This is a genomic window from Mesorhizobium sp. M1396, assembly GCF_040317725.1.
Taxonomy (GTDB): domain Bacteria; phylum Pseudomonadota; class Alphaproteobacteria; order Rhizobiales; family Rhizobiaceae; genus Mesorhizobium.
Genome location: NZ_JAMYLA010000029.1, coordinates 18,445 through 43,747, shown reverse-complemented (window position 1 = coordinate 43,747; position 25,303 = coordinate 18,445). Strand labels below are relative to the sequence as shown.

At 63.5% G+C, this 25,303-nt stretch carries 23 protein-coding genes and 1 pseudogene; 18 read left to right on the top strand and 6 right to left on the bottom strand.

What is annotated here, in order from left to right; all coding sequences use genetic code 11:
* Positions 1–149: 149 nt before the first annotated feature.
* The 13 genes from NKH02_RS19645 to NKH02_RS19585 all read left to right on the top strand — a co-directional run bounded on the left by NKH02_RS19645 (position 150) and on the right by NKH02_RS19585 (position 14,243).
* Positions 150–2,078 (top strand): LTA synthase family protein, encoded by a 1,929-nt coding sequence (locus NKH02_RS19645; protein WP_352880826.1) that lies wholly within the window; start codon positions 150–152, stop codon positions 2,076–2,078.
* Positions 2,079–2,654: 576 nt separating this feature from the next.
* Entirely contained in the window at positions 2,655–3,146 is a 492-nt protein-coding gene (gene rpsF / locus NKH02_RS19640) for a 30S ribosomal protein S6 (RefSeq protein WP_352868182.1), read from the top strand.
* Complete coding sequence (rpsR, locus tag NKH02_RS19635) at positions 3,146–3,394, top strand: 30S ribosomal protein S18 (RefSeq protein ID WP_006203718.1); 249 nt, start codon at positions 3,146–3,148, stop codon at positions 3,392–3,394. Before rpsF ends, rpsR begins: the two co-directional genes overlap by 1 nt.
* A 299-nt stretch (positions 3,395–3,693) precedes the next feature.
* Complete coding sequence (gene rplI, locus NKH02_RS19630; protein WP_352868186.1) at positions 3,694–4,278, top strand: 50S ribosomal protein L9; 585 nt, start codon at positions 3,694–3,696, stop codon at positions 4,276–4,278.
* Positions 4,279–4,574: 296 nt separating this feature from the next.
* Complete coding sequence (locus tag NKH02_RS19625; protein ID WP_352880825.1) at positions 4,575–5,879, top strand: cyclopropane fatty acid synthase; 1,305 nt, start codon at positions 4,575–4,577, stop codon at positions 5,877–5,879.
* A gap of 68 nt (positions 5,880–5,947) precedes the next feature.
* Entirely contained in the window at positions 5,948–6,271 is a 324-nt protein-coding gene (locus NKH02_RS19620; protein WP_352880823.1) for a YnfA family protein, read from the top strand.
* A 1-nt stretch (position 6,272) separates the two neighbouring features.
* Positions 6,273–7,250 carry a small ribosomal subunit Rsm22 family protein gene (locus NKH02_RS19615; RefSeq protein WP_352880822.1) on the top strand — a complete coding sequence of 326 codons (978 nt, stop codon included), beginning with the start codon at positions 6,273–6,275 and terminating at the stop codon, positions 7,248–7,250.
* A 219-nt stretch (positions 7,251–7,469) separates the two neighbouring features.
* Positions 7,470–8,960: a replicative DNA helicase gene (locus tag NKH02_RS19610; RefSeq protein WP_352868197.1), complete on the top strand. Its 1,491-nt coding sequence runs from the start codon at positions 7,470–7,472 to the stop codon at positions 8,958–8,960.
* Between the two features lie 69 nt (positions 8,961–9,029).
* On the top strand, positions 9,030–10,433 hold the full coding sequence (radA, locus tag NKH02_RS19605; protein ID WP_352880820.1) for a DNA repair protein RadA: 1,404 nt from the start codon (positions 9,030–9,032) through the stop codon (positions 10,431–10,433).
* 84 nt (positions 10,434–10,517) lie between these two features.
* Complete coding sequence (locus tag NKH02_RS19600; RefSeq protein ID WP_352880818.1) at positions 10,518–11,186, top strand: CvpA family protein; 669 nt, start codon at positions 10,518–10,520, stop codon at positions 11,184–11,186.
* 105 nt (positions 11,187–11,291) lie between these two features.
* Positions 11,292–12,761, top strand: a complete 1,470-nt coding sequence (purF, locus tag NKH02_RS19595; RefSeq protein ID WP_183453881.1) for an amidophosphoribosyltransferase — start codon at positions 11,292–11,294, stop codon at positions 12,759–12,761.
* A 350-nt stretch (positions 12,762–13,111) separates the two neighbouring features.
* Entirely contained in the window at positions 13,112–13,858 is a 747-nt protein-coding gene (locus NKH02_RS19590) for an SDR family NAD(P)-dependent oxidoreductase (protein WP_352880816.1), read from the top strand.
* A 166-nt stretch (positions 13,859–14,024) separates the two neighbouring features.
* Positions 14,025–14,243 (top strand): hypothetical protein, encoded by a 219-nt coding sequence (locus NKH02_RS19585; RefSeq protein WP_023761619.1) that lies wholly within the window; start codon positions 14,025–14,027, stop codon positions 14,241–14,243.
* A gap of 216 nt (positions 14,244–14,459) precedes the next feature.
* Here NKH02_RS19585 and NKH02_RS19580 read toward each other — a convergent pair whose 3' ends face one another.
* Positions 14,460–14,966: an OsmC family protein gene (locus tag NKH02_RS19580; protein WP_352880815.1), complete on the bottom strand. Its 507-nt coding sequence runs from the start codon at positions 14,964–14,966 to the stop codon at positions 14,460–14,462.
* Between the two features lie 52 nt (positions 14,967–15,018).
* A complete protein-coding gene (locus NKH02_RS19575; protein ID WP_352880813.1) occupies positions 15,019–15,168 on the bottom strand; it encodes a hypothetical protein in 150 nt (49 codons plus the stop codon).
* 41 nt (positions 15,169–15,209) lie between these two features.
* Here NKH02_RS19575 and NKH02_RS19570 point away from each other — a divergent pair, with 41 nt between their 5' ends.
* Together NKH02_RS19570 and NKH02_RS19565 are read left to right on the top strand one after the other, a co-directional pair.
* Positions 15,210–16,727, top strand: coding sequence for a S10 family peptidase (locus tag NKH02_RS19570; RefSeq protein WP_352880811.1), 1,518 nt, complete (start codon positions 15,210–15,212; stop codon positions 16,725–16,727).
* A 133-nt stretch (positions 16,728–16,860) separates the two neighbouring features.
* A pseudogene (locus tag NKH02_RS19565) lies at positions 16,861–17,628 on the top strand (DMT family transporter); the annotation flags it as partial.
* 133 nt (positions 17,629–17,761) lie between these two features.
* On the opposite strand, the gene NKH02_RS19560 reads toward NKH02_RS19565, so the two are convergent.
* The gene (locus tag NKH02_RS19560; RefSeq protein WP_352880809.1) at positions 17,762–18,619 is read right to left on the bottom strand and encodes a LysR substrate-binding domain-containing protein; all 858 of its coding nucleotides are present in this window, start codon (positions 18,617–18,619) and stop codon (positions 17,762–17,764) included.
* A gap of 112 nt (positions 18,620–18,731) precedes the next feature.
* On the opposite strand from NKH02_RS19560, the gene NKH02_RS19555 reads away from it, so the two are divergent.
* Positions 18,732–19,139, top strand: a complete 408-nt coding sequence (locus tag NKH02_RS19555) for a tautomerase family protein (protein ID WP_352880807.1) — start codon at positions 18,732–18,734, stop codon at positions 19,137–19,139.
* A 140-nt stretch (positions 19,140–19,279) separates the two neighbouring features.
* The gene (locus NKH02_RS19550; protein WP_352880805.1) at positions 19,280–21,502 is read left to right on the top strand and encodes an AMP-binding protein; all 2,223 of its coding nucleotides are present in this window, start codon (positions 19,280–19,282) and stop codon (positions 21,500–21,502) included.
* A 27-nt stretch (positions 21,503–21,529) separates the two neighbouring features.
* Here the strand turns inward: NKH02_RS19550 and NKH02_RS19545 are convergent, their stop codons facing one another.
* Positions 21,530–22,348, bottom strand: a complete 819-nt coding sequence (locus NKH02_RS19545; RefSeq protein ID WP_502913483.1) for a CDP-alcohol phosphatidyltransferase family protein — start codon at positions 22,346–22,348, stop codon at positions 21,530–21,532.
* A gap of 3 nt (positions 22,349–22,351) precedes the next feature.
* Complete coding sequence (locus NKH02_RS19540) at positions 22,352–23,050, bottom strand: phosphatidylserine decarboxylase (RefSeq protein ID WP_352868224.1); 699 nt, start codon at positions 23,048–23,050, stop codon at positions 22,352–22,354.
* Between the two features lie 175 nt (positions 23,051–23,225).
* On the opposite strand from NKH02_RS19540, the gene NKH02_RS19535 reads away from it, so the two are divergent.
* The gene (locus tag NKH02_RS19535; protein WP_352880804.1) at positions 23,226–23,798 is read left to right on the top strand and encodes a lysozyme inhibitor LprI family protein; all 573 of its coding nucleotides are present in this window, start codon (positions 23,226–23,228) and stop codon (positions 23,796–23,798) included.
* Positions 23,799–24,008: 210 nt separating this feature from the next.
* On the opposite strand, the gene NKH02_RS19530 is transcribed toward NKH02_RS19535, so the two are convergent.
* Positions 24,009–25,280: a DMP19 family protein gene (locus tag NKH02_RS19530; RefSeq protein ID WP_352868229.1), complete on the bottom strand. Its 1,272-nt coding sequence runs from the start codon at positions 25,278–25,280 to the stop codon at positions 24,009–24,011.
* Between the last annotated feature and the right edge of the window lie 23 nt (positions 25,281–25,303).

Sequence of the window (25,303 nt, the reverse complement as noted above, 5' to 3'; positions counted from 1 at the left end):
TTCCGAAAAGCTTTTTGGCGATCACTCCTGATGAAAACCGCTCACGATTCGTTTGCTGGCTCTTCTTATTTTGGCCACAGGCGCTAGCATTGGGTGACAGTTCCATGACAACCGAGTGACGTGTTTGTCGCTGGGTGGGGAAATCAAAAGTGGCAAAGAGTTCGAAACGCGCCGGTAAGGCCGCGCCGCAGTTCCTGGAAGACGACCCCTCCACCGGCTACCTGCCGGGCAGGAGATGGCCGGTCGTGCGCTATGGGCTGGTCAGCCTGGCGATCGCTGCAATCCTGGTGTTTGCCATCGAGCTGATCGTGCGCGGCGACTTTGCCGGCACGATCTCCTTCTTCCTGCAGCCACTCAAGCCGGGCTGGACCACCATTGTCGTGTTTGCGCTGATCCTGATCGGCCTCGATGCGGTGCTTGGGCGCAGCCACCAGAGCCTGATGATCGTCGCGCCGCTGACGCTTTCCCTTGCTTTCGTCGGTCACCAGAAGTCGCACTATCTCGGCGATCCGCTCTATCCGACCGATTTCCTCTATGCCCGCCAGATCTTCGCGCTGTTGCCGCTCCTGGTGCGCGACCGGCCGATGACCGCGCTCGCCATGGTCGCAGGCATCGTCGCCGGCCTGTCGCTGCTCGTCTACGGCTGGCGGCTGTGGCGCCGCAAGGTGCCGGCGCTCAGCCGCAAGGGACGCCTTGCCCGGCTGACGCTGGCAGTGCCGCTGCTCGCCTTCTTCGTCTCGATCATGGACTACGCCACCTTCTCCTGGACCAGGGACAGGCTGCAGATCATCCCGATCATGTGGGACCAGAAAGAGAACTATGCCTCCAACGGCTTTGCGCTGGCCTTTGCCCTCAATGTGCCGATGGCGCATGTCTCGGCCCCGCCGGGCTATTCCGACAAGGCGATCGCGGCGATCGGCAGGCCTGATGTGACCGCCTCGGTGCCGGCCGAGAAGCCCGACATCATCATCGTCATGAGCGAATCCTTCTGGGATCCGACCAAGTTGCCCGGCGTCACCATCAAGCCCGATCCGATCCCCAATGTGCGGGCGCTGCGCTCGGGCTCGATGTTCTCTCCGGAATTCGGCGGCATGACCGCCAACATCGAGTTCGAGGCGCTGACTGGCTTCTCCAACGCGTTCCTGCCGGCCGGCAGCATCCCCTATCAGCAATATGTGCGCACGCCGACGCCTTCGCTGGCAACCTTCCTCAAGAGCCAGGGTTACCGGGCGCGCGCCATCCACCCCGGCACGAACTGGTTCTGGAACCGTGGCGCGGTCTACGCTGATTTCGGCTTCAACGACTTCAAGTCGGAAGAGACGCTGCCGCCGATGCAAAAGCGCGGGCCGTTGGCATCGGACGCGGCGATGACCGACGAGATCATCGGCGAGGCCGACGCCAGCGACGAGCCGGTGTTCTTCTTTGCGGTCAGCCTGCAAAACCACGGCCCCTACGAGCCGAACCGCTACTACAATCCGACGCATACGGTGCAGGCGCCGATCAGCCAGTGGGCGCGCGAATCGCTGCTCAGCTACGCCGAGGGCTCGGCCGACGCCGATCGCGGCCTTGAACGCCTGGTCGAATGGGCAAAGAAACGCTCTCGCCCGACCGTGATCGCCTTCTTCGGCGACCATCTGCCGCCGCTAGGGCCGGTCTATGTCGAAACCGGCTTCCTCAAGGACAATGTCGCGCCGCGCAAGGAAGCGTCGCCCGAGGCGGCCCTCGAACACCACGAGACGCCGCTGGTCATCTGGTCGAACCGCACCGGGCCGGCTGAAGACATCGGCGCCGTCAGCCCGGCCTTCCTGCCCTATCATATCCTGAAGACGGCCGGCATCACTCATTCCTACTACACTGGCTTCCTGGGCGAGATGAGCGAGCGCTACCGCGTCGTCGACCGCAACCTGTTGCTGACGCCGGCTGGCGAGGCCACGCCCGATTGGGCGCGGCAGAAAGAGATCGATCCAGCGATCCGCGATTTCCGCCTGTTGCAGTACGACATGATGTTCGGCAAACGCCACGCGGCGCCCGACTTCTTCCCCGAAACGGTCGACAAGGTTGTCGCTCATACGAGTTGAACAGACTGGCGAGTTGAACAGACTGGCGAGTTGAACAGACTTGTCCTTCCGGACCCGGTTCGACCGTTCGGTCGGGCGTTCATTTCGTCAATTGCAGCTTCGTGAACTTGTTGGCGATCCAAGGAACACGTTCGGCAATTTGGTCGGATCGTTTACGGCATAATAGTCGCTCGGATTCGAAGCACAGGCGCTGTAAAGCGTGCGGCTGCCGGTGGGGGCTCAACTCCGCACAACCTGATAGTGCGGTTAAGCCGTGGTTTGCCGCCACAAACCTTGCCGTTGTTGCTGCTTGATTTTTTCGCCGCCTGCGACACGGAGGACGTCGTCTGCCCTTGCTTTGCCGCCGGATTGCTATATAGACGCCCGCAATCTGCCGGTCCTAGCTGGGGGCTGAACGGAGGGCCGGAGGTTTTTTCGAAAACCTCCGTGTGATGCCAGAAGTGCTTCCGCCTCCCGTGTCTCCGCTCTCGACCGTCTCGTCATGCTCCTTTCTTCCCCGATTTTGCGGGTCAGAGAAGTTGCAGAGGCTTTTGCCGCCGGGAACCGGGAGAGAAACGAAGAAAGGCATAAGACATAATGGCTCTTTACGAACATGTGTTTCTTGCCCGGCAGGACCTCTCGCAGCAGCAGGTCGATGCGCTTGTCGAACAGTACAAGGGTGTCATCTCCGCGAATGGCGGGTCCGTCGGCCGGGTCGAGAACTGGGGACTGAAGTCCCTCACCTACCGGGTCAACAAGAACCGGAAGGCTTACTACACGCTGATGGACCTGAATTGCCCGCCGGCCGCGCTCAACGAGATGGAGCGCCAGATGGGCCTGTCCGAAGACGTGCTGCGTTTCCTGACCATCAAGGTCGAGGCGCATGAGGAAGGCCCGTCAGCCATGATGCAGAAGCGCGAAGAGCGCTCGGAACGCGGCGGCTTCGGCGATCGCGACCGTGGCGATCGTGGTCCACGCTCGTTCGGCGACCGTGATCGTGGCGACCGTCCGCCGCGCTCGTTCGGCGACGCCGGTGCCGATCGTGGTCCGCGCCGTCCGCGCGAAGGCTTTGAAGGGGGTGCAGAATAATGGTCGACATCAATCAGATCCCGACCCGGCGCCCGTTCCATCGCCGTCGCAAGACCTGCCCGTTCTCCGGCGCCAACGCGCCCAAGATCGACTACAAGGACGTGCGTCTCCTGCAGCGCTACATTTCCGAGCGCGGCAAGATCGTGCCGTCGCGCATCACCGCGGTCAGCCAGAAGAAGCAGCGCGAACTCGCCAAGGCGATCAAGCGCGCCCGTTTCCTCGGCCTGCTGCCCTACGTGGTTCGCTAAGACTTTTAGTTTGACCATGATCTCTGGACAAACGGTTTCCGTTTGTCCGAGAAAACCGGTATCCACTTTTCGGGATCATGATCTAGCATGCGGGCGGTTCGCCGCCCGCTCTTCTCCCACGGCGACGGGCGCCGCAGGGTTGAACGTCAAATCCCGGGTTGAGGTCAAAAACCTCTAACTGCCGCGACAGGCAGGACAGCGACACCAGCGCCCCAGGCGCTCAAGCTTCCTGACCTGTTCCAGATACATTCGGCGTCGACCTCATCGATCGATTGGCGCCCAACCAAAGGAACAAAACCATGGAAGTCATTCTTCTCGAACGCGTTTCCCGCCTCGGCCAGATGGGCGATACCGTCAAGGTCAAGGACGGCTTTGCCCGTAACTTCCTGCTGCCGCAGGGCAAGGCGCTGCGCGCCAACGAAGGCAACAAGAAGAAGTTCGAAGGCCAGCGCGCCCAGCTCGAAGCCCGCAACCTCGAGCGCAAGTCGGAAGCTGCCCAAGTCGCCGAAAAGCTCGACGGCAAGAGCTTCATCGCCGTTCGCTCCGCTGGTGAAACCGGACAGCTTTACGGTTCAGTGTCGACCCGCGACATCGCCGATCTGCTGACGGCGGAAGGTTTTTCGATCAACCGCAACCAGATCCTGCTCAACCAGCCGATCAAGACCATCGGCGTCACCAATGTGGCAATCGCGCTGCATCCGGAAGTCGAAGTCACGATCACGCTCAACATCGCCCGCACGGCCGACGAAGCCGAACGCCAGGCCAAGGGCGAGACGCTGACCACCGCCGAGGCCATCTATGGCGAGGACATCAACGACAATGCCCGGCCGGAAAACTTCTTCGACCCGAACACCGAATTCGAGGGTGGCGAAGACAACGCCTGATCATACGTCGCGGAGGTTTGGAGCTGTGCTCTGATCACGATCGGAGCTGTGCTCCGATCACTTTGCCGGCATCCAGCCATACTGGACCAATGCCCGGGCCTCTTGCCCGGGCATTTTTGTGCCAAATGGAACTTTTCGAACCCCTATATATTGTTGCAGACTATAGCGTCGCGCGTCCTTTGGTCGCGCAAGTGACGTTGTGAACTTTGGCTCGGCGCAAGGCTCCTCGAAATCGATTCTGATTTTCGCGGTTACGCGCCAAGACAGCCTGTCTGGCCGAGAGGGGACATTTGGTCATGAATATTCTGTTGAAGCGCGTTCTCGACCGCCTGGTGCGCACCGGCAATCTCAAGGTAACCGGCGCCAAGGGCGCGACGGTGGTTTTCGGCGACGGCAGCGGCGAACCGGTGCACATGCACATCAAGACCGCGCATGCCGAGCGCGCCATCACCTTAGATCCGATGCTGGCGGTTCCGGAATCCTACATGGACGGCGAACTCGACATTCTCGAAGGTGGCGTGCTGGGCGTGATGCGCATCGCCTTCCAGAATATGGGCAGCGGCGGCATCGACGCCACCTGGTCGAAAGCCATAGAAGGCCTGCGCCACGCCTTCCGCCGCCTGCAGCAGATCAACACCGCTTCGCGCTCGCGCCGCAACGTCCAGCGCCACTACGATCTGTCAGGCGATCTCTACCGGCTCTTCCTCGACGACGACATGCAGTATTCCTGCGCCTATTTCGAACAACCGGACATGACGCTCGACGAAGCGCAGGCCGCCAAGAAACGCCATATCGCCGCCAAGCTCAGGCTGAAAGCCGGCCAGACGGTGCTCGACATCGGCTCCGGTTGGGGCGGGCTCGGTCTCTACCTCGCCAAGGCGTTCGACGTCGACGTGCAGGGCGTGACATTGTCGACCGAGCAGCACGGCGTCGCAACGGACCGGGCGCACGCGCAAGGGCTGGAAAGCCGCGTACATTTCGAGCTCAAGGACTACCGCGAGCTCAACGAGCGTTTCGACCGCATCGTCTCGGTCGGCATGTTCGAACATGTCGGCGTCAACCACTACCGCACCTTCTTCGACAAGAGCGCGACGCTGCTCAAGCCGGACGGCGTCATGCTGTTGCACACGATCGGCCGTTCCGGCGTGCCGTGGGCGACCAGCGCCTTCATCCGCAAATACATCTTCCCGGGCGGCTATATACCCGCGCTTTCGGAAGTCATGCCGGCGATCGAGAAATCGGGCCTGGTCGTCACCGACGTCGAAATCCTGCGGCTCCATTATGCCGACACGCTGAAGCACTGGGGCCAGCGCTTCGCCGCCAACCGCGACAAGGCCAAGGCGATTTATGACGAACGCTTCTGCCGTATGTGGGAATTCTACCTGGCGGCCTCGGAAGCAGCCTTCCGCTGGCAGGATCTGGTCATCTTTCAGATCCAGATCACCAAGAAGAACGACACGCTGCCGATGACACGCGATTACATGGCCAAGTGCGAAAAGGCGCTTGAGATGCGCGATATGGGGCATCGCGAAACGGCGCCGGTCAAAAAGAGCCCCGCCGCCAAGCCAGCTCGCCGCCGCAAGGTTGCGGATCCGGAATAAGCATTGCCGCTTGCCATTGTCGGCGCCTGCACTGAAAAAGGTCCCGTGATCGTCTCGGGACCTTTTTCATGACCTATGTCCTCTATGCCGCTGCCGCCCTGGCCGAGATCGCCGGCTGCTTTTCGTTCTGGGCCTGGTGGCGATTGGAAAAGTCGCCGCTTTGGCTGCTCTCCGGTCTCGCCTCGCTCGCGCTGTTCGGCCTCCTGCTGGCGCTGGTCGACACGAACGCCGCCGGCCGCGCCTACGCCGCCTATGGCGGCATCTACATCGCGGCGTCGCTTGGCTGGCTGTGGCTGGTGGAGGGTGTGCGCCCCGACCGCTGGGATTTTACCGGAGCGGCGCCCTGCATTGCAGGCGCTTCGGTGATCCTTCTCGCCCCGCGGGGCGCGTGAGATGGAACTGCCGGCCCAACTTCGCCAAGGTGTCGAGCGTCTGCTCGAAAACATTCCGCTGGCGGTGCTCAAGCAAGCGGCAAAGATGCTGTCCGACCGCTACCGTGCCGAGTTGCGCGACGGCCGCCTGCATATGGCCGAGGATCTGGCGGTGAAGGCCTATCTGGCGACGCGGCTTCCGGCGACCTATGCCGCGATCCGTGCCAGCCTCGACGCGCTGAGCGACGCCAGGCCCGACTTTCAGCCCAGGAGCCTGCTCGATGTCGGCGCCGGCCCTGGTACGGTGCTTTGGGCCACGACCGACCAGTGGCCCGATCTCGAACAGGCGGTGCTGCTGGAAGCGAGCGCGGCGGTGCGCAAGGTGGGCGAGGCGCTAGCGGGCGACGCGATTTTCGCCCAGACCAGTTGGCTGGCCGGCGACGTCACCATCGATCTTGCCGGCCTCGAGCCAGCGGATCTGGTGACGTGCGCCTATGTGCTGGATGAAATTGCCCCGGCCTCGCTGCAGAAGCTCATCGACCGGCTCTGGCAGCTCACCGCCGACACGCTGCTGATCGTCGAGCCGGGCACCCCTGCCGGATGGCAACGAATACTTGCCGTGCGCCGACAGCTGATCGAGGCGGGCGCGCATGTGCTTGCCCCTTGCCCGCATCAGGCGCCCTGCCCGCTCGCCCAGCCCGACTGGTGCCATTTCTCCCGCCGCGTCGCCCGCTCGCGCCTGCACCGGCTGGCCAAGGACGCCGACGTGCCTTGGGAAGACGAGAAGTTCATCTATGTCGCGGCTTCCCGAGACGCGCCCACTTCACACCAGGCACGCGTTCTTGCGCCGCCGAAATCCGGCTCCGGCAAGGTTCTGCTCAAGCTTTGCAGGGAAGACGGCACTGCCGCCGAGCGCTTGTTCACCAAGCGCGACGGCGCCGACTTCAAGCTCGCCCGGCGGCTTGGCTGGGGCGACAGGCTGGACAAAGCGGCAACATGAACGGCGAAATCGTTCTTGCTTCGTTCTGACGAGTCGGATACGAATCATCGCCTTGTCGAGTCAATCGGAATCGGGGCGCGGGCATACTCTCCTGTGGACGATTGGTCGTTCCTGTGAACAACGGGCATCGAGGCTCTTTGGTCGCGCAGTGATGCAGAAAGGTCAGCATCGACTCGTCTCGTTCTGATATCGAAGGTCGGGATCAAAATCGGGGATATCATGGCAGAGGCAGCGCGAAAATTCGGCGTCGCGGAAACACCGCTTTATCGTGAAGCGCCAAACAATATCGAGGCCGAGCAGGCGCTGCTCGGCGCCATCCTCGTCAACAACGACGCCTTCTACCGCGTCTCGGACTTCCTCAAGGCCAGCCATTTCTACGAGCCGCTGCACCGCAAAATCTATGAGGTGGCGTCCGAGTTCATCCGCATGGGCAAGGTCGCGACGCCGATAACGCTAAAAACCTTCCTGCCGGCCGATGAGAAGGTCGGCGACATGACGATGGCGCAATATGTCGTGCGGCTGGCGGTGGAGGCGGTGACCGTCGTCAACGCCACCGATTATGGCCGCGCCATCTATGACCTTGCCACGCGCCGCGCGCTGATCACCGTCGGCGAGGACATGGTCAACATCGCCTATGACGCGCCGGTCGACATGGCGCCCGGCGAACAGATCGAAGACGCCGAACGCCGCCTGTTCGAGCTGGCCGAAAACGGTCGCTACGATGGCGGGTTCGAAAGTTTTTCCGATGCGTTGAAGAATGCCGTCGACATGGCCAGCGCGGCCTATATGCGCGACGGCCACCTGTCCGGCATTGCCACCGGCCTGCGCGATCTCGACCACCGCATGGGCGGCTTGCAGCCATCGGATTTGATCATCATCGCCGGCCGCCCGGGCATGGGCAAGACGTCGCTGGCCACCAACATCGCCTACAACATCGCTGCCGCTTATGAGCCGGCCCAGCAGGCCGACGGTTCCGTCAAGGCGGCCAATGGCGGCGTCGTCGGCTTCTTCTCGCTCGAAATGTCGTCCGAGCAGCTGGCCACCCGCATCATTTCCGAGCAGACCGAGATCCCGTCGTCGAAGATCAGGCGCGGCGATTTGACGGAAGCCGATTTCGGCAAGCTCGTCGCCTACACTCAAGAGAACCACAAGCGGCCGCTTTATATCGACCAGACGGGCGGTATTTCGATCGCCCAGCTCGCGGCCCGCGCCCGCCGCCTCAAGCGCCAGCGCGGGCTGGATCTGATGGTCATCGACTATATCCAGCTGATGCAGGGTTCATCCGCCAAGGCGTCGCAGAACCGCGTCCAGGAAATCACGGAGATCACCACCGGACTGAAAGCGCTCGGCAAGGAGCTTGGCGTGCCGATCATCGCCCTCTCGCAGCTCTCGCGTCAGGTCGAAAGCCGCGACGACAAGCATCCGCAGCTGTCGGACCTGCGCGAATCGGGCTCGATCGAGCAGGACGCCGACGTGGTGCTGTTCGTGTACCGCGAGGAATATTACATCAAGAACAAGGAACCGGAGAAAGGCACGCCCGAGCACCTCGCCTGGGAGGCGAAGATGATCGAGGTCCAGGGTAAGGCCGAAGTGATCATCGCCAAGCAGCGCCACGGACCGACCGGCACCGTCAGCCTTGCCTTCCAGGGCGAGTTCACCCGCTTCTCCGACCTTGCCGAGGAGCATCATCTGCCGGAAAGGTTCGAGTGACCTATTGAGACAGGCCTCGTTCCTTCGCGCCCCCCTGTGTCCTGCCAGACATCGGGGGGCATAAATCTGATGGCCAAGTCGCGCGTACAATTCATCTGCCAGAGTTGCGGATCGGTGCATCAGCGCTGGGCCGGCAAATGCGATGCCTGCGGCGAGTGGAACACGCTGGTCGAGGAAGGTACGTCCGGCGGCATCGGCTCGGGTCCGGCCAATACACGCAACGCCCGCAAGGGCCGCGCGGTGGTGCTGACCACGCTGTCCGGCGACATCGAGGACGCGCCGCGCATCATTTCGGGCATCGGCGAACTCGATCGCGCCACCGGCGGTGGTTTCGTGCGCGGTTCGGCGCTTCTGGTCGGCGGCGACCCCGGCATCGGCAAATCGACGCTGCTCACCCAAGCGGCGGCCGCTCTGGCGTCAAAAGGCCACCGCATCGTCTATGTCTCGGGCGAAGAGGCGGTCGCGCAGATCAGGCTGCGGGCGCAGCGGCTTGGCGTTGCCTCCTCTCCGGTGGAACTTGCCGCCGAGACCAATGTCGAGGACATCCTCGCCACAATAGCCGACGGCAAACGGCCGGATCTCGTCATCCTGGATTCGATCCAGACGCTGTGGACCGACCTTGCCGATTCGGCGCCCGGCACCGTCACCCAGGTGCGCGCCGCCGCCCAGGCGATGATCCGTTATGCGAAATCCACGGGGGCGGCGATCGTGCTGGTCGGCCATGTCACCAAGGAAGGCCAGATCGCCGGGCCGCGCGTCGTCGAGCATATGGTCGACGCCGTGCTCTACTTCGAAGGCGAAGGCGGCCATCATTACCGCATCCTGCGCACGGTGAAGAACCGTTTTGGACCGACCGACGAAATCGGCGTCTTCGAAATGTCGGACAAGGGCCTGCGCGAGGTTGCCAACCCATCCGAGCTTTTCCTTGGCGAACGCCATGCCAAATCGCCGGGCGCGGCGGTTTTCGCCGGCATGGAGGGGACAAGGCCGGTGCTGGTCGAGATCCAGGCGCTGGTGGCGTCCTCCTCGCTCGGCACGCCCCGCCGCGCCGTCGTCGGGTGGGATGGCGCCCGGCTGTCGATGATCCTGGCGGTTCTCGAAGCCCATTGCGGCGTGCGCTTCGGCAGCCACGATGTCTATCTCAACGTCGCCGGCGGCTATCGCATTTCGGAGCCCGCGGCGGATCTGGCGGTGGCGGCGGCCCTGGTTTCCTCGCTCACCGGCCTTGCCCTTCCCGCCGATTGCGTCTATTTCGGCGAAATCAGTCTTTCGGGCGCAGTGAGGCCGGTCGCGCATGCGCAACAGCGCCTCAAGGAAGCCGAAAAGCTGGGTTTTGGAAGCGCGGTCCTGCCTTCGGGCAGCGGGGAATTGGCCGGGGGGATCGGGGCCGGTTCTTTCCAGCCGACCGAGCTTGCCGACCTCGTCGCGCGCATAGCCGGCTCACGCCGAAGCCGCGCGGACGAGGAAGATTAGGGCATCGGACCCGAAGGCGGGAACCGGTTTGGGAAAATCCGATGCTCCGCGCTATAATGCAGCTCATGGAGTGGGGCGAAAGACATGCCGATTACGCTGCTTGACGGAATTCTCGTCGGCTTCACTCTGGTCTCGGCGATGCTCGCCATGGTTCGCGGCTTCTCGCGCGAAATCCTGTCCGTCGTCTCTTGGGCAGCAGCGGCGGCGGCGGCGTTCTTCTTCTACAAGCCGGTTGTGCCTTACCTCGCGCCCTACATCGAGAATGAAAAGATCGCCATGGCGGCCGCCGCCAGCGTTGTCTTCGTCATCGCGCTGATCGTCGTCTCGGTCATCACCATGAAGCTTGCCGACTGGATCATCGATTCCAGGATCGGCGCGCTCGACCGCACGCTTGGTTTCCTTTACGGCGCCGCGCGCGGCATCCTGGTCGTCGCCGTCGCACTTCTGTTCTTCAACTGGCTGGCCGGCGCCAAGGCACCGGCCTGGGTCACGGAGGCCAAGTCGCGGCCGCTGCTCGAGCAGATCGGCGCCAAGCTCGAAAGCCTGCTGCCCGAGGATCCGGAAAACGCCATCCTGAAGAAGCTCAATCCGAATCAGCCGGCTACCGAGACGCCCGCTGCTCCGGACGCACCGGCAGCGGATGCTCCGGCGGGTGGGGACGATGCCAACACGCCGGCGCCTGATGATGATTCTGCAACACCGCCGGCGGACAACACCCCGGCCAATCCAGCACCGGCTGCACCGGCAAACTGACGCCGGAAATGGGCGCTGGGACTTGACGATGGTGTGAATGGCTGCGCGGCGCGCGTTGCTTTCGACGCGAACCCGCATTATATGGCGATTTTAGCGGAGCTTAAGATGGCAGACGCAGACGACGTGCTTTCCGCCGAGGCCGACGACCATTTCCACGACGAATGCGGTGTGTTCGGCATTTTCGGCCGGCAGGATGCCGCGGCCATCGTCACATTGGGCCTGCATGCGCTCCAGCATCGCGGCCAGGAAGCGGCCGGCATCGTTTCCTATGACGGCAGCCAGTTCCATGTCGAACGCCATGTCGGCCTGATCGGCGACACCTTCACCAAGCAGCGCGTCATCGACAGTCTGCAAGGCAACCGCGCCATCGGCCACACACGCTACGCCACCACCGGCGGCGCCGGCATGCGCAACATCCAGCCTTTCTTCGCCGAGTTGGCCGATGGCGGCTTCGCCGTTGCCCACAACGGCAATCTGACCAACGCCATGACCGTGCAGCGGGCGCTGCAGAAGCAAGGCGCGATCTTCTCCTCCACCTCCGATACCGAGACGCTGTTGCACCTCGTCGCCACCAGCAAGGAGCGCGATTTGAACTCGCGTTTCATCGATGCGGTGCGGCAGGTCGAAGGCGCCTTCTCGCTGGTGGCGATGACGGCCAAGAAGATGATCGGCTGCCGCGACCCGCTCGGCATCCGGCCGCTGGTGCTCGGCGATCTCGACGGCGCCTGGATCCTGGCCTCCGAAACCTGTGCGCTCGACATCATCGGCGCGCGTTTCGTGCGCGACCTGAAGCCCGGTGAGATGGTCGTCGTCACGTCCAAGGGCATCGAAAGCCTGTTCCCCTTCGAGCCGCAGAAGACCCGCTTCTGCATCTTCGAATATGTCTATTTCGCGCGGCCGGATTCCTCGGTCGAAGGCCGCAATGTCTATGAGGTACGCAAGCGCATCGGCGCCGAGTTGGCGGTCGAAAGCCCAGTCGAGGCCGACATTGTCGTGCCGGTGCCGGATTCGGGCACGCCGGCGGCGATCGGCTTCAGCCAGGCGGCCGGCATTCCCTTCGAGCTCGGCATCATCCGCAACCATTATGTCGGCCGCACCTTCATCCAGCCCGGCGATTCGATCCGCCACATGGGCGTCAAGCTGAAGCACAATGCCAACCGCCGCATGATCGAGGGCAAGCGCGTCGTGCTGGTCGACGACAGTATCGTGCGCGGCACCACCAGCCAGAAGATCGTGCAGATGGTGCGCGACGCCGGTGCCAAGGAAGTGCATATGCGCATCGCATCGCCGCCGACACGCGCCTCCTGCTTCTACGGCGTCGACACACCGGAGAAGTCGAAGCTTCTGGCATCGCGCATGTCTGTGGAAGAAATGGCCGAGTTCATCCGTGTCGATTCGCTCGGCTTCCTGACCATCGACGGACTTTACCGCGCCGTCGGCGAGGCCAGCCGCGACAACGACCAGCCGCAATTCTGCGACGCCTGCTTCACCGGCCAGTACCCGACCCGCCTGCTCGACTTCGAAGGCCACGACAATGTGCGCACGCTGTCGCTGCTGGCGACGAGCGGGACGTAGGGCCTTGCTGCAACCGTGAATTTCGCCGGTTTGCAAATTTCGCCGCGATCACTTTGTTGCGGCCTCCTCGAAGCAGCCGATCTCCCCCCTTGCGGGGGAGATGCCCGGCAGGGCAGAGGGGGGTGCTGTCCCTCCATCCTGTCGATCAATTCCAGCCGCGCGCTTGGCCGGGTTCTCTCTCGGGGTCGGATCATTTCGAAAATTGGCGATCCTTCACACCCCCTTCTGTCCCGCCGGACATCTCCCCCGCAAGGGGGGAGATTGCGCTCCCACCTCCGCTTTCGCCAAATATGCAGGCTGACGAGGCAGAGCCAAGTCCGAGTTAGAACGCTAGCCCTCGGAGTTGCCCGTTGACCCGTCCCCTCGACCTTACCGGCCGCGTTGCGGTCGTCACCGGCGCCTCGCGCGGCATCGGCTATTTCATCGCCAAGGAATTGGCCGCCGCCGGCGCGCATGTCATCGCGGTAGCGCGCACTGTCGGCGGTCTGGAAGAGCTTGACGATCAGATCAAGGCGGCCGGCGGCCAGGCGACACTGGTGCCGCTCGACCTCGCCGACATGGCAGGCATCGACCGGCTGGGCGGCGCCATCCATGAGCGCTGGGGCAAGCTCGACATTCTCGTCGCCAATGCCGGCGTGCTCGGCGTCATCTCGCCGATCGGTCATGTCGAAGCAAAAACCTTCGAGAAGGTGATGACCATCAACGTCACCTCGACATGGCGGCTGATCCGCTCGGTCGACCCGCTGCTGCGGCTCTCCGACGCCGGGCGAGCGATCATCCTGTCATCCAACGCGGCACACTCGGCCCGCGCGTTCTGGGCGCCCTACGCAGCGTCCAAGGCGGCGGTCGAGACCATGATGCGTTCCTGGGCACATGAGACGCAAAGCCTGCCGCTGCGCGTCAACGCCGCCGATCCCGGCGCCACCCGCACCGCCATGCGGGCGCAGGCGGTGCCCGGCGAGGATCCGGCGACGCTGCCGCACCCCTCGGAGATCGCCAAGCTCATCGTGCCGCTGGCGAGCCCCGACTTGAAGGAGACCGGGCTGATTTTCCAGGCCAAGCACAACCGCTTCGTCGCCTATCGGCAGCCGGAATAGCCGCACTCGCGCGAGCGGCAGCGTGACAAACCCGCCGCCTCATCACGCGGCTGTGATGTGACGGCTGGAGGCTGCGCGGCGGCCATGCTTTCGTCACTTCCGTGGAGTTGGTAGGATCATAGCGACTCCCACAACAACCGCCCAACTGGCAGAACGAGGAAATCCCATGGCAACGACCGCAGCGTTGGTCTGGTATCTGGTAATCGCCGGCCCGCAAGGCGGCATGGTCGTCCTGCCCAGCACCTTCGACAAGCGCGAACAGTGCACCGCCGCCATCGCTGAGTATCAGAAACAGCCGACACCGGCCGGCTGGTCGGTGCAATGCGTGCCGAGCGCCTCGCCCTTCACCGACGAGGGCGACGCCGAAGAACCGTCAGCGCAGTAATGAGCGTAATCTCGCCCCTTGAGGGGGTTGAGGAGTGGTCCGCACAGCGGACGGAAAGCCAATTGCTTGGCTTTCCGAACGACGAACGGCCGGCAGGCCAGAGGGGGTCGCCGCGCGTCGAGCGCTAACCTCCTCTGCCGGCGGAAGAAGGTCGCGTCCCGTCGTTCCGACCCGCTCTGTCGCCTTCGGCGACATCTCCCCTCAAGGGGGAGATCCTCAGCGTCGAGCTGAAACCGTCAGTTCCGGCTTCTGGTTGATGGTCTGGAATACCACGCAATAGCGCTCGGTCAGCTTCAGCAGTGACTCTACCCGCTCCCGCGGCTCATCGGTGTCGAGGTTGAAATTGAGCCGAATGGCGCGAAAGCCGACCGGCGCATCTTTTGCCACACCGAGCGTGCCGCGAAAATCGAGGTCGCCTTCCGCTTCCACCGTGGCGGCGCCGAGCTTGAACTCGAGCGCCGTCGCCACCGCCTTCAGCGTCACACTGGCGCAGGCCACCAATGCCTCCAGCAACATGTCGCCCGAGCAGAGCTCAAGGCCCGAGCCACCTGTTGCCGGATGCAGCCCGGCGATGGCGAGCGCCCTGCCCGTCTCCACCTTGCAGGCGACCGACTGGTCGTCGATCGAGCCCTTGGCGCGAAGCGTGATCAGGGCCTGCGAAGCATCGTCACGATAGGCCTGCTTCAACGGCGCCTGCATGGCCTTCAGTTCGGTCGCATCCATCCGCTCTCCCCTTTCGTCGGCTATTTCGTGCGGTCGAGATTTGCGCCGATCACTACGGGAAGGCAATGCTGTTCATCGCCACCGCATACGGGCGAGCCGCCAAGACGCGGTTGGAGCCAGCAGCCCGCTCGCAGGAAGAAGGGAGAAGGAACGGCAGCGGCAGTTGTTCAACCATACAGCCATTTCCTTTGACTTCGATCATCTCGGCCATACCTATGCGGGAGTCGTTCTCGCGGAGCCATCATGCCGGTCAAGCTGAAACTGATCTTCCTTATCCTGCCGATGCTTGCCGCCCTGGCGCAGCCCCTCCTGGCTGAAACGGTGGAGCGGCCGGGCCCCTCGGGCGGCGTGCTGTCCCTGCTGCCGCCGCCGCGGACCACCAACCATTCGATCACCCTCGCCGGGCGCAAGCTGGATTATCAGGCAAAGGCCGCCACCCTGTCGCTGCTTTCCGGCAAGGGCGACGTCACGGCGGAGATCTTCTATGTCGCCTACACGCTGGAGCCACCGGCAAGCATGGCCAAAGACCCGCAGCGGCCGATTACCTTCGTGTTCAACGGCGGCCCTGGAGCAGCGTCCGCCTATCTGCATATCGGCGCACTCGGTCCGCGTATAATCGCAACGGGAGCCGACGGCGAATTCCTGCCCTCACCGCAAAGACTTATCGACAATCCGGATAGCTGGCTCGACATGACCGATCTCGTCTTCGTCGATCCGGTCGGAACCGGATATAGCCGCGAGGCACCCGGCCAGGACACGCACGACTTCTGGGGCGTCAATCAGGATGCCAGCTCGATAGGCGCCTTCATCCGGCTCTATCTCGCGCAGAACGGCCGCACCGGATCGCCGTTGTTCCTCGCCGGCGAAAGCTATGGCGGGTTCCGCGCGGCGCTGCTCGCCAGGACATTGCAGGAAGACATCGGCATCAGTCCGAACGGCATCGTGCTGATCTCGCCGGCGCTGGAGTTCACGCTGGTGCAACCCGACGAATTCGAGCCGCTGCACTGGGCGCTTGAACTGCCTTCACTGGCGGCGGTGCGCCTGCGCGCCGAAGGCGTCAGCGGCGATGCGTTACGGGAGAAGCTGGCCGAAGTCGAACATTATGCGATGGGCGATTACCTTACGGCGCTCACCAGCGGACTGGAGCAAGGCAGGCGGCTGGCGAGCCAACGCGTGGCTGACATCACCGGCCTGCCGCTCGACCTCGTGCAGCGGAACTCCGCCCGCATCCCGACCGGCCTGTTCGCAAGGGAGTTCGCCCGTGCCAGCGGCAAAGTGCTCAGCCCATATGACGCCATGATCGGTACGGCCGACATCGCGCCCGAGAGCGCCCGCATCGCCGGCCCGGATCCAGTGCTCGACCGCAGCGTACCGGCGTTGACGTCGGCTTTCGTCGGCTATATCAGCGACGAACTGAATTTCCGCACCGACGTCAGCTATCGGCTGCTCAATGGCGAAGTCAGCCACAATTGGGATTACGGCACCAGCGCCTCGCGGCAAGGCTATGCCGGTGTGATGGACGATCTGCAGCGAGCACGCTCGCTGAACCCGTCGCTCGGCGTCGTGATCGTCAACGGCTACACCGATCTGGTCACGCCTTACCTCGCCTCGCGCTACCTGGTGAGCCAGATCTCGTCGCTCGCCAACGCCAAGCCTATCCGTCTCGATGTCGTCGAGGGCGGCCACATGATGTACTTCAGATCCGATGGTCGGCGTGCCCTGAAAGAGGCCGCTTCGGAGCTTTACCAAGCGACGCAATAAGCTTTGCGAGAGCGCAGATCGCCATGGGAACTGGGGCGGCGTGCCGCGCCGCGAAGTCTTCCCGGGTGCTGCCTGATCATTGCTGCCGGCCTGCTGATCGTCGGCGGCGAGCATTTTCGCAAACGGCTATGACTGGCGCGGCTTTGTCGGCGCGATCCTGATCAGCCTCTACGTGCTGTGGCGCCGCCGCCGCTCCGGCAACCGCGAAACGCCGCGCCTTGGCTGGCGCGGCTGGCTGCTGGCGGTGGAAGGCGCGCTGGCCAGCATAGCCTTCATCTCGGCGTTCAAGTTCACCTTCGTCGCCAATGTCGCCGTCATCTATGCCACAGCGCCTTTCGTCACCGCGCTGCTGGCCTGGGTTCTGACGCGCGAGCCGCTTCGACTGCAGACGATGGTCGCCGCCGCCGTATCGCTGTGCGGCGTGGCGATCATGGTCTGGTCCGGCTTCGGCAGCGGCAATCTGTTCGGCGACGGGCTGGCATTGCTGATGACCGTCGGCAGCGGCCTCTACATGATCATGGTGCGCGCCTTCCGCGACACGCCGGTGGTATGGGCCGGTGCGGTTTCAGCGTTCCTGCTGTTCGTGCTCGGCTGGTTCGTCACCGATCCGCTAGCGGTTTCGCCAAGGGATGCCGTTCTGCTCGCCACTTTCGGCGCGTCCTTCGCGCTGTCCTCGATCCTGTGGACGGAAGGCGCACGGCTCATTCCGCCCGCCGAATCCGGGCTGCTCGGCTCGGCCGAAGTGCCGTTCGCGATCCTGTTTGCCTCCCTGTTCCTGGGCGAGATTGCACCGGTCGCCAGCATGATCGGCGGCGCTATCGTGCTGTGTGCGGTGTTTGCCCATGCGGGGCGGGATTGGCTGATGGTCCGCTCGCAACGCGTGGCGTCAAATATTTCTTAAAAAAGTGACGCAGTCACGGAACCATCATCGTGGTCAGACATTATTGGTGTGACGGGCCATCCCCAAGTCCCCCCAAACCCCTCGGCCCGTCCTACTCTCAAGCCGACCGTAAGGTCGGCTTTTTCTTTGGCATTCAGCCAGCCGACAAGGCAAGGTTGCCGCTGAGCAGTGTCGCGAGGTCGCTCGCCGGACCATCGGCGCCGACGCGCAGCCGGATCGCGAACTCAGCCATTGGAACTTGCGGCAGACCAAGCTCGCGCGGCGCCTCGACGATGCCGGAATGGGCAAAGCGGGCCGTTCGCAACGTGAGCGCGACACCGGCGTTCACCGCCGTGCGCAGGCCGGCCAGACTGGCACTGCCGGCAGCGATGCGGTAGCGGCGACCGGCAGCATCGAGTGCGGCAAGTGCCGCTTCGCGAAAACCGCAATACGGATCGAGCAGAGCCAGCGGCACTTCCTCCTGCCGCGAGGCCAATCCTTTTTGCGAGCACAGCCATATCATCGGCTCACGCAGCACGCCGACTTCGTCCGGCACCGCGGCCTGGCGCATGACGATCGCCAGATCGAGGCCGCCGGACTGCAGCGCCTGCGCCAGTTCGGCGGAGCGGCCGACCCGCAGTTCTATCCTGACGCGCGGATGACTGACGGCGAAGGCACGCAGCAGGTCCGGCAGGCCGCTGTCGGCGAAATCCTGGGTCGTGCCGATGGCGACGCGCCCGGCAGCCCGTGCGCCCTTCAGTGCCAGCCAGGCCTCGCGGTGGGCAGCAAGGATGCGCCTGGCATGACCGACGAGATCCCCGCCTGCAGGGGTCAAACCTCGGCCCCGGCCTTGCGGCGCCAGCAGCGGCTCGCCGACGATTTCCTCCAGCCGCTGCATCTGGGCGGTCACCGCCGAGGGCGAACGGCCGACGCTTGAAGCCGCCTGGGCCAGCGAGCCGCTGTCGACGAAAGCAAGGAAAGTCCTGAGCAAATCGGGATCGAGAGTTTGCATAATTCGACAATATCGAACCTTCAATTTAAAACAATTCGATTTTTTGATTTAATGGTGATGGTATGGTTCTTTCGACGACGATTAGACGCCGCTCAAACCAAGGAGAAGCGAAATGCCCATCATCACCGTAAGCGTCACCGGCAGGCCTGACGCGGCTCTTTCCGCTCGCATCGCAAAAGAGGTCACCGAAATCACCGCGACGCAGTTGCGCAAGGATCCGACGATCACAGCCGTCGCCGTATTCTACATCGATCCGCAGCACTGGTTCGCCGGCGGCAAGTCGCTGGCCGAGCATGGCACCAATACGTTCTGGCTGGATATCAAGGTGGTCGACGGCACCAACACCAAGCTCGAACTGGAAGCCTATCTGAAAGCGATATTCGCTGCCTTCGGCCGTCTGCTGGGCAGCGTGCACGAGGAAAGCTATGCCTTCGTGCACGAAGTGCCGGCAGCAGCCTATGGCTATGGCGGCAAGACGCAGGAATTCCGTTTCATCAGCGGACGGTTGAAGGCGGCGTGAACACAGACCTTACCTTCTGGCTCGGGGCAAGAAGGTAAGCTTGCCCTCATCCGCATTGACGTTGCTCCCACATGGTCTAGGTTCTGGCCGAAGCGGCCGCAAAAGAGCCGAGATGATAAAATCGTTGGGAGAGACGCGGCATGGTCCTGACACTGGCGCTGCTTGCGGGTCTTGTTCTGGCCTGGCTGCTGATCGGCGTGGCGGAAAAATTCCGCCTCGGCCTGCGCTTCACCCAGGCGCTGCTCTATGTGCCGTTCAAACTCGCCTACCGAATCGCCGACACCCGGGTCAAGATCGCCCGCAAGGCGCGGGCCCCGGTCATCTACGTCATCTCGCATCAATCGCGTTTCGAACCGGCTCTGATGCTGTCGCTGCTGCCGGACGACACGCTGCATATCCTCGACGAGGTCTCGGCGCGGTCGCCTTGGCTCGAACCGTGGCGCGAGCTCGGCCGCACCATCGCCTTCAACGCCGAACATGTCTTCGTCAGCCGCCGGCTGGTGCGCGTCCTCAAAGGCAAAGGCCGGCTCGCCGTCTATCTGCCGGATGCGGTCGAGCCTGACGTCAAGACGTTCCGGCTGTTTCGTGCCGTCACGCGCATCGCCATGCAGGCCGAGGCCAGCATCGTGCCGATCTTCGTCAGCGGCGCGCGCAGCCTGCCGGTGTCGTTGACGCCCGCGGACAAGGCACCACGGCACTGGTTTCCACAGCTGTCGATCAGCGTTCTGGAGCCGATGACCATCGCCGAACTGGTGGCGCGCAACCCCGACCAGGCCTCGAACACCAATGCGTTGTTCGACCGTGTCGCCGAGGCCCGGCTTTTCGGTACCAACCTCGATCGCGGCCTGTTCCTGGCCATGCGCGATGCCGCCGACCGAGTCGGCGCTTCGCACACGATCATCGAGGACGTCATCTCCGGCGCGCTGAGCTACCGCAAGATGTTCATCGGCGCTCGCGTCCTGGGCAGGCGCTTCGAGGCGGTCACTGCGCCGGGCGAAGCGGTCGGGCTGATGCTGCCGAACGCCAATGGCGTCGTGCTGTCGCTCACTGGCCTTCTGTCGGCCGGCCGGGTGGCGGCGATGATCAACTACACGGCCGGGCCGGCAAGCGTCACCGCCGCCGTGCGCACCGCGGTGATAAGGACCGTGATTTCCTCCCGCGCGTTCGTCGAGAAGGCCAGCCTTGCCGATATCGTCGAGGCGGTCGAGAAGGGCGGTGCCAGGCTGCTTTGGCTGGAGGATGTGCGGGAAGGCGTCACGGCGCTGGACAAGCTTGCCGCCGCCTTGCTGTGGCGCTGGCCGCTGCAACGGCAGGATGCGGCCAAGCCAGCGGTGATCCTGTTCACCTCGGGTTCGGAAGGCACGCCCAAGGCGGTGATCCTTTCGCACAAAAACCTGCTGGCCAACGCCATGCAGGCCGAGGCACGCATCACCATCTCGCCCGCCGACATCCTTCTCAACGTGCTGCCGGTGTTCCACTCGTTCGGGCTGACGGGTGGCACCATCCTGCCGCTGGTCACTGGGGTAAAACTGTTCCTCTACCCCTCGCCTCTCCACTACAAGATCATCCCCGAGGTCGCACGCAAGGTGAAACCGACCATCATGTTCGGCACCGACACGTTCCTCGCCAACTATGCGCGCACCGCCAAGGACGGCGATTTTTCCAGCCTGCGCTTCGTCGTCGCCGGCGCCGAGGCGGTGAAGCCGGAAACCCGCCGCGTCTATCGCGAGCGCTTCCAGGCGGAGATCATCGAAGGGTTCGGACTGACCGAGGCAGCACCCGTGGTTGCCGTCAACACCGCCATCCATGGCCGCGACGGCACCGTCGGCCGGCTGCTGCCGGCCATGCGCATGAAGCTGGAGCCGGTCGAGGGCATCTCCGACGCCGGCCAATTGTGGCTCGACGGACCGAACCTGATGATGGGCTACATGACCGCGGAGCGTCCCGGTGAGTTACAGCCGCTGACCGGCTGGCACGACACCGGCGACATCGTTGCCGTCGACCGTGAAGGTTTCATCACCATTCGCGGCCGCGCCAAACGCTTCGCCAAGATCGCCGGCGAAATGGTGTCGCTCGGTGCGGTCGAGATGCTGGTGCAATCGCTGTGGCCGGAGGAACGGCACGCGGCGGTGGCGGTGCCCGACAAGCGGCGCGGCGAGCGCATCGTGCTGGTCACCACCGCCGACGACGCCAATCCCGACGAGTTGCGCAAATTCGGCAAACAGGCGGGTGCCGCCGAACTGATGGTGCCGAACGACATCGTCAAGGTGGAGGAAATCCCGGTGCTAGGTTCCGGCAAGACCGACTATGTCTCGACCCGCAAGCTGGCGATCGACAGGCTGGGGCTCGGCGTCGCGGCGTGAGTCAGATCAAGGACTTCGGCGTATCTTCTAACCTATATCCGAAGGTGGCACCTTCTCACCCTCCAGCTTGGCGCGCTTCGAATAGGCGCGCACGCTGAACGGCAGGAAGATCAGATAGCCGGCGACCGAAGCCGTCAGCGTGTACCAGGGATAGGTCATCAGCAGGAGCACGTAGAGCACGACGCCAAGGATGATCGGCAGCACCTTGTCGCCCGGGATTCTCAGGCTCTTGCCGGAATAGACCGGCAGCCGGCTGACCAGCAGGAAGGCGACCAGGATGGTGAAGCCGGTGGCGACGAAGGCGGCTGGACGACTGGGCTCCAGCCCTGTGCGCAGGAAATAAAGATAGAGCGGCAGCATCACCAGCACGGCGCCCGCCGGCGCCGGCACGCCGACGAAATATTCGGACTGCCATATGGGGCGATCGGTCTTCTCGTCGTCAAGCACGTTGAAACGGGCGAGCCGCAGGCCGCAGGCGATGGCAAACAGGAGTGCGGCGATCCATCCCGGCGAGCCGGCGCGGTCGAGCAGGAAGGCATAGAGCACCAGAGCCGGTGCGACGCCGAAATTGACGATGTCGGCCAGCGAATCCATCTGCGCGCCGAATTTCGAGGTCGCCTTCAGCATCCGCGCCAGGCGGCCGTCGATGCCGTCGAGGAACGCCGCGAGCAGCACCATCACCACCGCCGGCTCGAAGCGGCCTTCGAAGCCGAAGCGGATGCCGGACAGGCCGGCGCAGATGGCCAGCACGGTGACGAGGTTGGGCAGTACCATGCGCATAGGAATTTCGCGGATGCGCGGGCCGCCGCTGGCATGGGCCTCGAACTTTTTGTATTGCGTGCCCACGGGTCAGGAAATCCGAACAAGTGGCGTGCCGGCGACACCGCCGAATTCAGCCAGCACGGTTTCGCCCCCGACCGCCGTCTGGCCAACGGCAACACGCGGCGTGGCGGTCAAAGGCAGGAACACATCGACGCGCGAGCCGAAGCGGATCAGGCCGAAGCGCTCGCCGATGGCGATCGAGCCGCCGGCCTCGGCCCAGCAGACGATGCGCCGCGCGACCAGGCCGGCGATCTGGACGGCGGCAACCGTGCCGTTGGGGCTCTCGATGACCAGGCCGTTGCGCTCGTTCTCGGTGCTTGCCTTGTCGAGTTCGGCATTGAGGAATTTTCCCGGCCGATGTTCTATCCTGGCAATACGGCCGCGCACCGGCGCGCGGTTCACGTGGCAGGAGAAGACGTTCATGAACACCGAGATGCGGGTCATCTCGACGTTGCCTAGGCCAAGCTCGCGCGGCGGCACGGCCGGTCCGACCGCCGAGATGATGCCGTCTGCGGGGCTGACCACGAGGTGGTCGTCGACCGGCGTGACGCGCTCGGGATCACGGAAGAAATAGACGCACCAGGCCGTCAGGATAAGGCCGATCCAGAACAGGATCGAGGAGAAATAGCCGAGGAAAAGCGTCGCCGCGCCAAAAGCCGCGATGAAGGGATAGCCTTCGCGATGGATCGGTACGAACGCGTTCTTGACCGTATCGACAAGGCTCATCGGGTATAAACTGGCTCCGTTTCAAGTCCGGCCTCAATAGCCGAAAGCCCCCCTCGCCGCAACGCAACAATCGGCAAGGCCACATTGGGCGCGACCGGCGTGCTTGCTTGTCGGCGTCATTGTCGACAGAATTTGGGGTAGCACCGGTTTTAGGCGCGGGAAAGGCCGACCGCCCATGATCCGAAACCCCGACAAGGCGCAGCTCATTGCCTGGTCCGCCATCGGTACAGTTATGGTCGCATGGCTGGCAGCGAACGGCAGCGCATTCGCGCAAGCAAAGCCGTCCTTCGACTGCGCCAAGGCGACAAGCGTGGCGGAAAAGGCCATCTGCGCCGATCCTGCCCTGGCGCAAGCCGACGCCGATGTGGCGAGGAGCTATGCGGCATTGCTGAAGACGCTTGATCCTCGCGCCGGCAAGGCCTTGCGAGGCGACCAAGGCGATTTCATCTTGTATCGCGACCAGATCGCCGGCTTCAACGAGAACACGCCCAAGGACCAGCAGACTTTCGATCTCAGCGAGTTTCTGCGCTACCGCGCGACCTTCCTCGCCGCCATCCGCAAGCCCGCGGACAGCGGCCTCATCGGCACATGGAGCAGCAGCCGCGGCTCGGTCGAGATCAAGGCGGCAGGCGCCGGCAAGCTCGAAGTGTCGGAAGATGTCGCCAACCCTGTCTCCGGCGGTGCGGAGTGCGACATCGGCGGCACGGTCAAGGCCGGCGAGGAGTTGCGGCTGGTCGATACCCGATGACAACGACAAGCCGACCGGCTTTGTCTTCATCTTCCACCGCGATGGCGATGCGCTCGTCGTCGAGCAGAGCGGCACCGGCACGGATGACCGTTCGGAACCGCCATCATGCGGCGCCAGCGGCCATGCCGATGGCTATTTTTTTCTGAGCGAAAAGCAGTAGGGCTGTTATCGGGAACAGCGCTAGTCGCCAGTTCCGTCCGAGCGGACATCTTATTCGCCGGCGGCTGCGGTCAAGTCGAAATATTCCTCAAGCTCAGTTCGATGAGCCTCCACCAGACTTTCCTCATTGTCACCACGCAACAGTGCACAGCGATCTCGGGATGACTGGAAGAGAAATGCGTGACCGCCGGCCATTACCACCCAGCTGACAACCGGCCCTCCCTCGCGCTGCACGATCGAGTTCGCCGAAACGATAGCTTTGGTTGGATCGATTCCGGCCTTGCGCAGCAGAAGGTCGACGGCGACCGGCGCGTGATGTTCCTCAGCCAGTTCGATCACCTTTGCTATTGTTTGAGCATCGACTTGCCCGAGCTTGCGGCCGACGCGAGGCACGCCAGCGGCCAATGGATTTTCACCCGCGCGCGCAATCGGCGGGTCCTCCGGAGCAATGGATTCATAGACCGCCGCATGGGTGTCTGTGGCGACGCAGAGACGAACCTCCCCTGCATTGGTGCGCAGTTGAAAAGCCAATTGCTTTTCGCCCTCGACATCCAACATCCTCGCCATACCGAGCGATAGTTTAACTTCGGGCGGCAGCGCGTCCGCACAGGCAAGACCAACCCCGACGTCGCGCCGGCGAAACATCTGGCCGACCAGCTCGGCGACCGATCGGTGGAGAAGCCGGGATTCGCGCCGGGGATTGGCCATTGCCAATTGGCGGATGGCTTCATCGCAGTCATCGTCGTCGACAATTTGCAGATCGGGCCATGACGCGACCCAGCGCGCCAACAGGTCGAGCATCGGCGCCGCCTCGTCAGTGTCGTAGAAAGCATCATCAAGCGTGTCGAGAAAATCGTCCCGACCACCCTCAAAGCCGGTCTGTTCTTCGGCTTCGGCGGGATGCTCCGTGACCCAGACGGACATCTTTTCCAGAGTCGCTAGCTGCCCATTCGCACCAGCCGCAGTGAGACCAGCACGGGCGTTGGCGACCATAGTATCGAACTCCCTGCCGGCATTGTGGACGAACTGACTATGGCCGCCATTTTTCACCTCAGCGGAATACAAATCGGCGTGGAAGACCTGCATGGCCTTCGGACTGATCTCCGGATAGTAGTAGAGCCCTTGGGAAACCATAGCGTGGATGAATTTGTCGACAGCGAAGACGAGCTCAAAGGGCCGTTTGACCGCATCTTCCACGGTTGAGCGAGGCACGATTACCGGCACTAGCAGCCCGGTTTTCGATAAGTGCCCTGTGGCAGGAGGCGAAGCACCAACCGGCTTCTCGGAGATTTTCTTGGACTTGCGCGAAAAGAATCCGAACATCCAAAATACTTCCCTGCATCGTA

Bases quoted from the DNA above. Each gene is read 5' to 3' on its own strand.
- NKH02_RS19620 (WP_352880823.1), top strand. From the start codon at position 5,948: ATGACCTATGTCCTCTATGCCGCTGCCGCCCTGGCCGAGATCGCCGGC.
- NKH02_RS19575 (WP_352880813.1), bottom strand. From the start codon at position 15,168: ATGATCGAAGTCAAAGGAAATGGCTGTATGGTTGAACAACTGCCGCTG.
- purF (WP_183453881.1), top strand. From the start codon at position 11,292: ATGGCAGACGCAGACGACGTGCTTTCCGCCGAGGCCGACGACCATTTC.
- NKH02_RS19580 (WP_352880815.1), bottom strand. From the start codon at position 14,966: ATGGATGCGACCGAACTGAAGGCCATGCAGGCGCCGTTGAAGCAGGCC.
- rplI (WP_352868186.1), top strand. From the start codon at position 3,694: ATGGAAGTCATTCTTCTCGAACGCGTTTCCCGCCTCGGCCAGATGGGC.
- radA (WP_352880820.1), top strand. From the start codon at position 9,030: ATGGCCAAGTCGCGCGTACAATTCATCTGCCAGAGTTGCGGATCGGTG.
- NKH02_RS19600 (WP_352880818.1), top strand. From the start codon at position 10,518: ATGCCGATTACGCTGCTTGACGGAATTCTCGTCGGCTTCACTCTGGTC.
- NKH02_RS19570 (WP_352880811.1), top strand. From the start codon at position 15,210: ATGCCGGTCAAGCTGAAACTGATCTTCCTTATCCTGCCGATGCTTGCC.
- NKH02_RS19585 (WP_023761619.1), top strand. From the start codon at position 14,025: ATGGCAACGACCGCAGCGTTGGTCTGGTATCTGGTAATCGCCGGCCCG.
- NKH02_RS19615 (WP_352880822.1), top strand. From the start codon at position 6,273: ATGGAACTGCCGGCCCAACTTCGCCAAGGTGTCGAGCGTCTGCTCGAA.
- NKH02_RS19530 (WP_352868229.1), bottom strand. From the start codon at position 25,280: ATGTTCGGATTCTTTTCGCGCAAGTCCAAGAAAATCTCCGAGAAGCCG.
- NKH02_RS19610 (WP_352868197.1), top strand. From the start codon at position 7,470: ATGGCAGAGGCAGCGCGAAAATTCGGCGTCGCGGAAACACCGCTTTAT.
- NKH02_RS19550 (WP_352880805.1), top strand. From the start codon at position 19,280: ATGGTCCTGACACTGGCGCTGCTTGCGGGTCTTGTTCTGGCCTGGCTG.
- NKH02_RS19540 (WP_352868224.1), bottom strand. From the start codon at position 23,050: ATGAGCCTTGTCGATACGGTCAAGAACGCGTTCGTACCGATCCATCGC.
- rpsF (WP_352868182.1), top strand. From the start codon at position 2,655: ATGGCTCTTTACGAACATGTGTTTCTTGCCCGGCAGGACCTCTCGCAG.
- rpsR (WP_006203718.1), top strand. From the start codon at position 3,146: ATGGTCGACATCAATCAGATCCCGACCCGGCGCCCGTTCCATCGCCGT.
- NKH02_RS19560 (WP_352880809.1), bottom strand. From the start codon at position 18,619: ATGCAAACTCTCGATCCCGATTTGCTCAGGACTTTCCTTGCTTTCGTC.
- NKH02_RS19555 (WP_352880807.1), top strand. From the start codon at position 18,732: ATGCCCATCATCACCGTAAGCGTCACCGGCAGGCCTGACGCGGCTCTT.
- NKH02_RS19535 (WP_352880804.1), top strand. From the start codon at position 23,226: ATGATCCGAAACCCCGACAAGGCGCAGCTCATTGCCTGGTCCGCCATC.
- NKH02_RS19625 (WP_352880825.1), top strand. From the start codon at position 4,575: ATGAATATTCTGTTGAAGCGCGTTCTCGACCGCCTGGTGCGCACCGGC.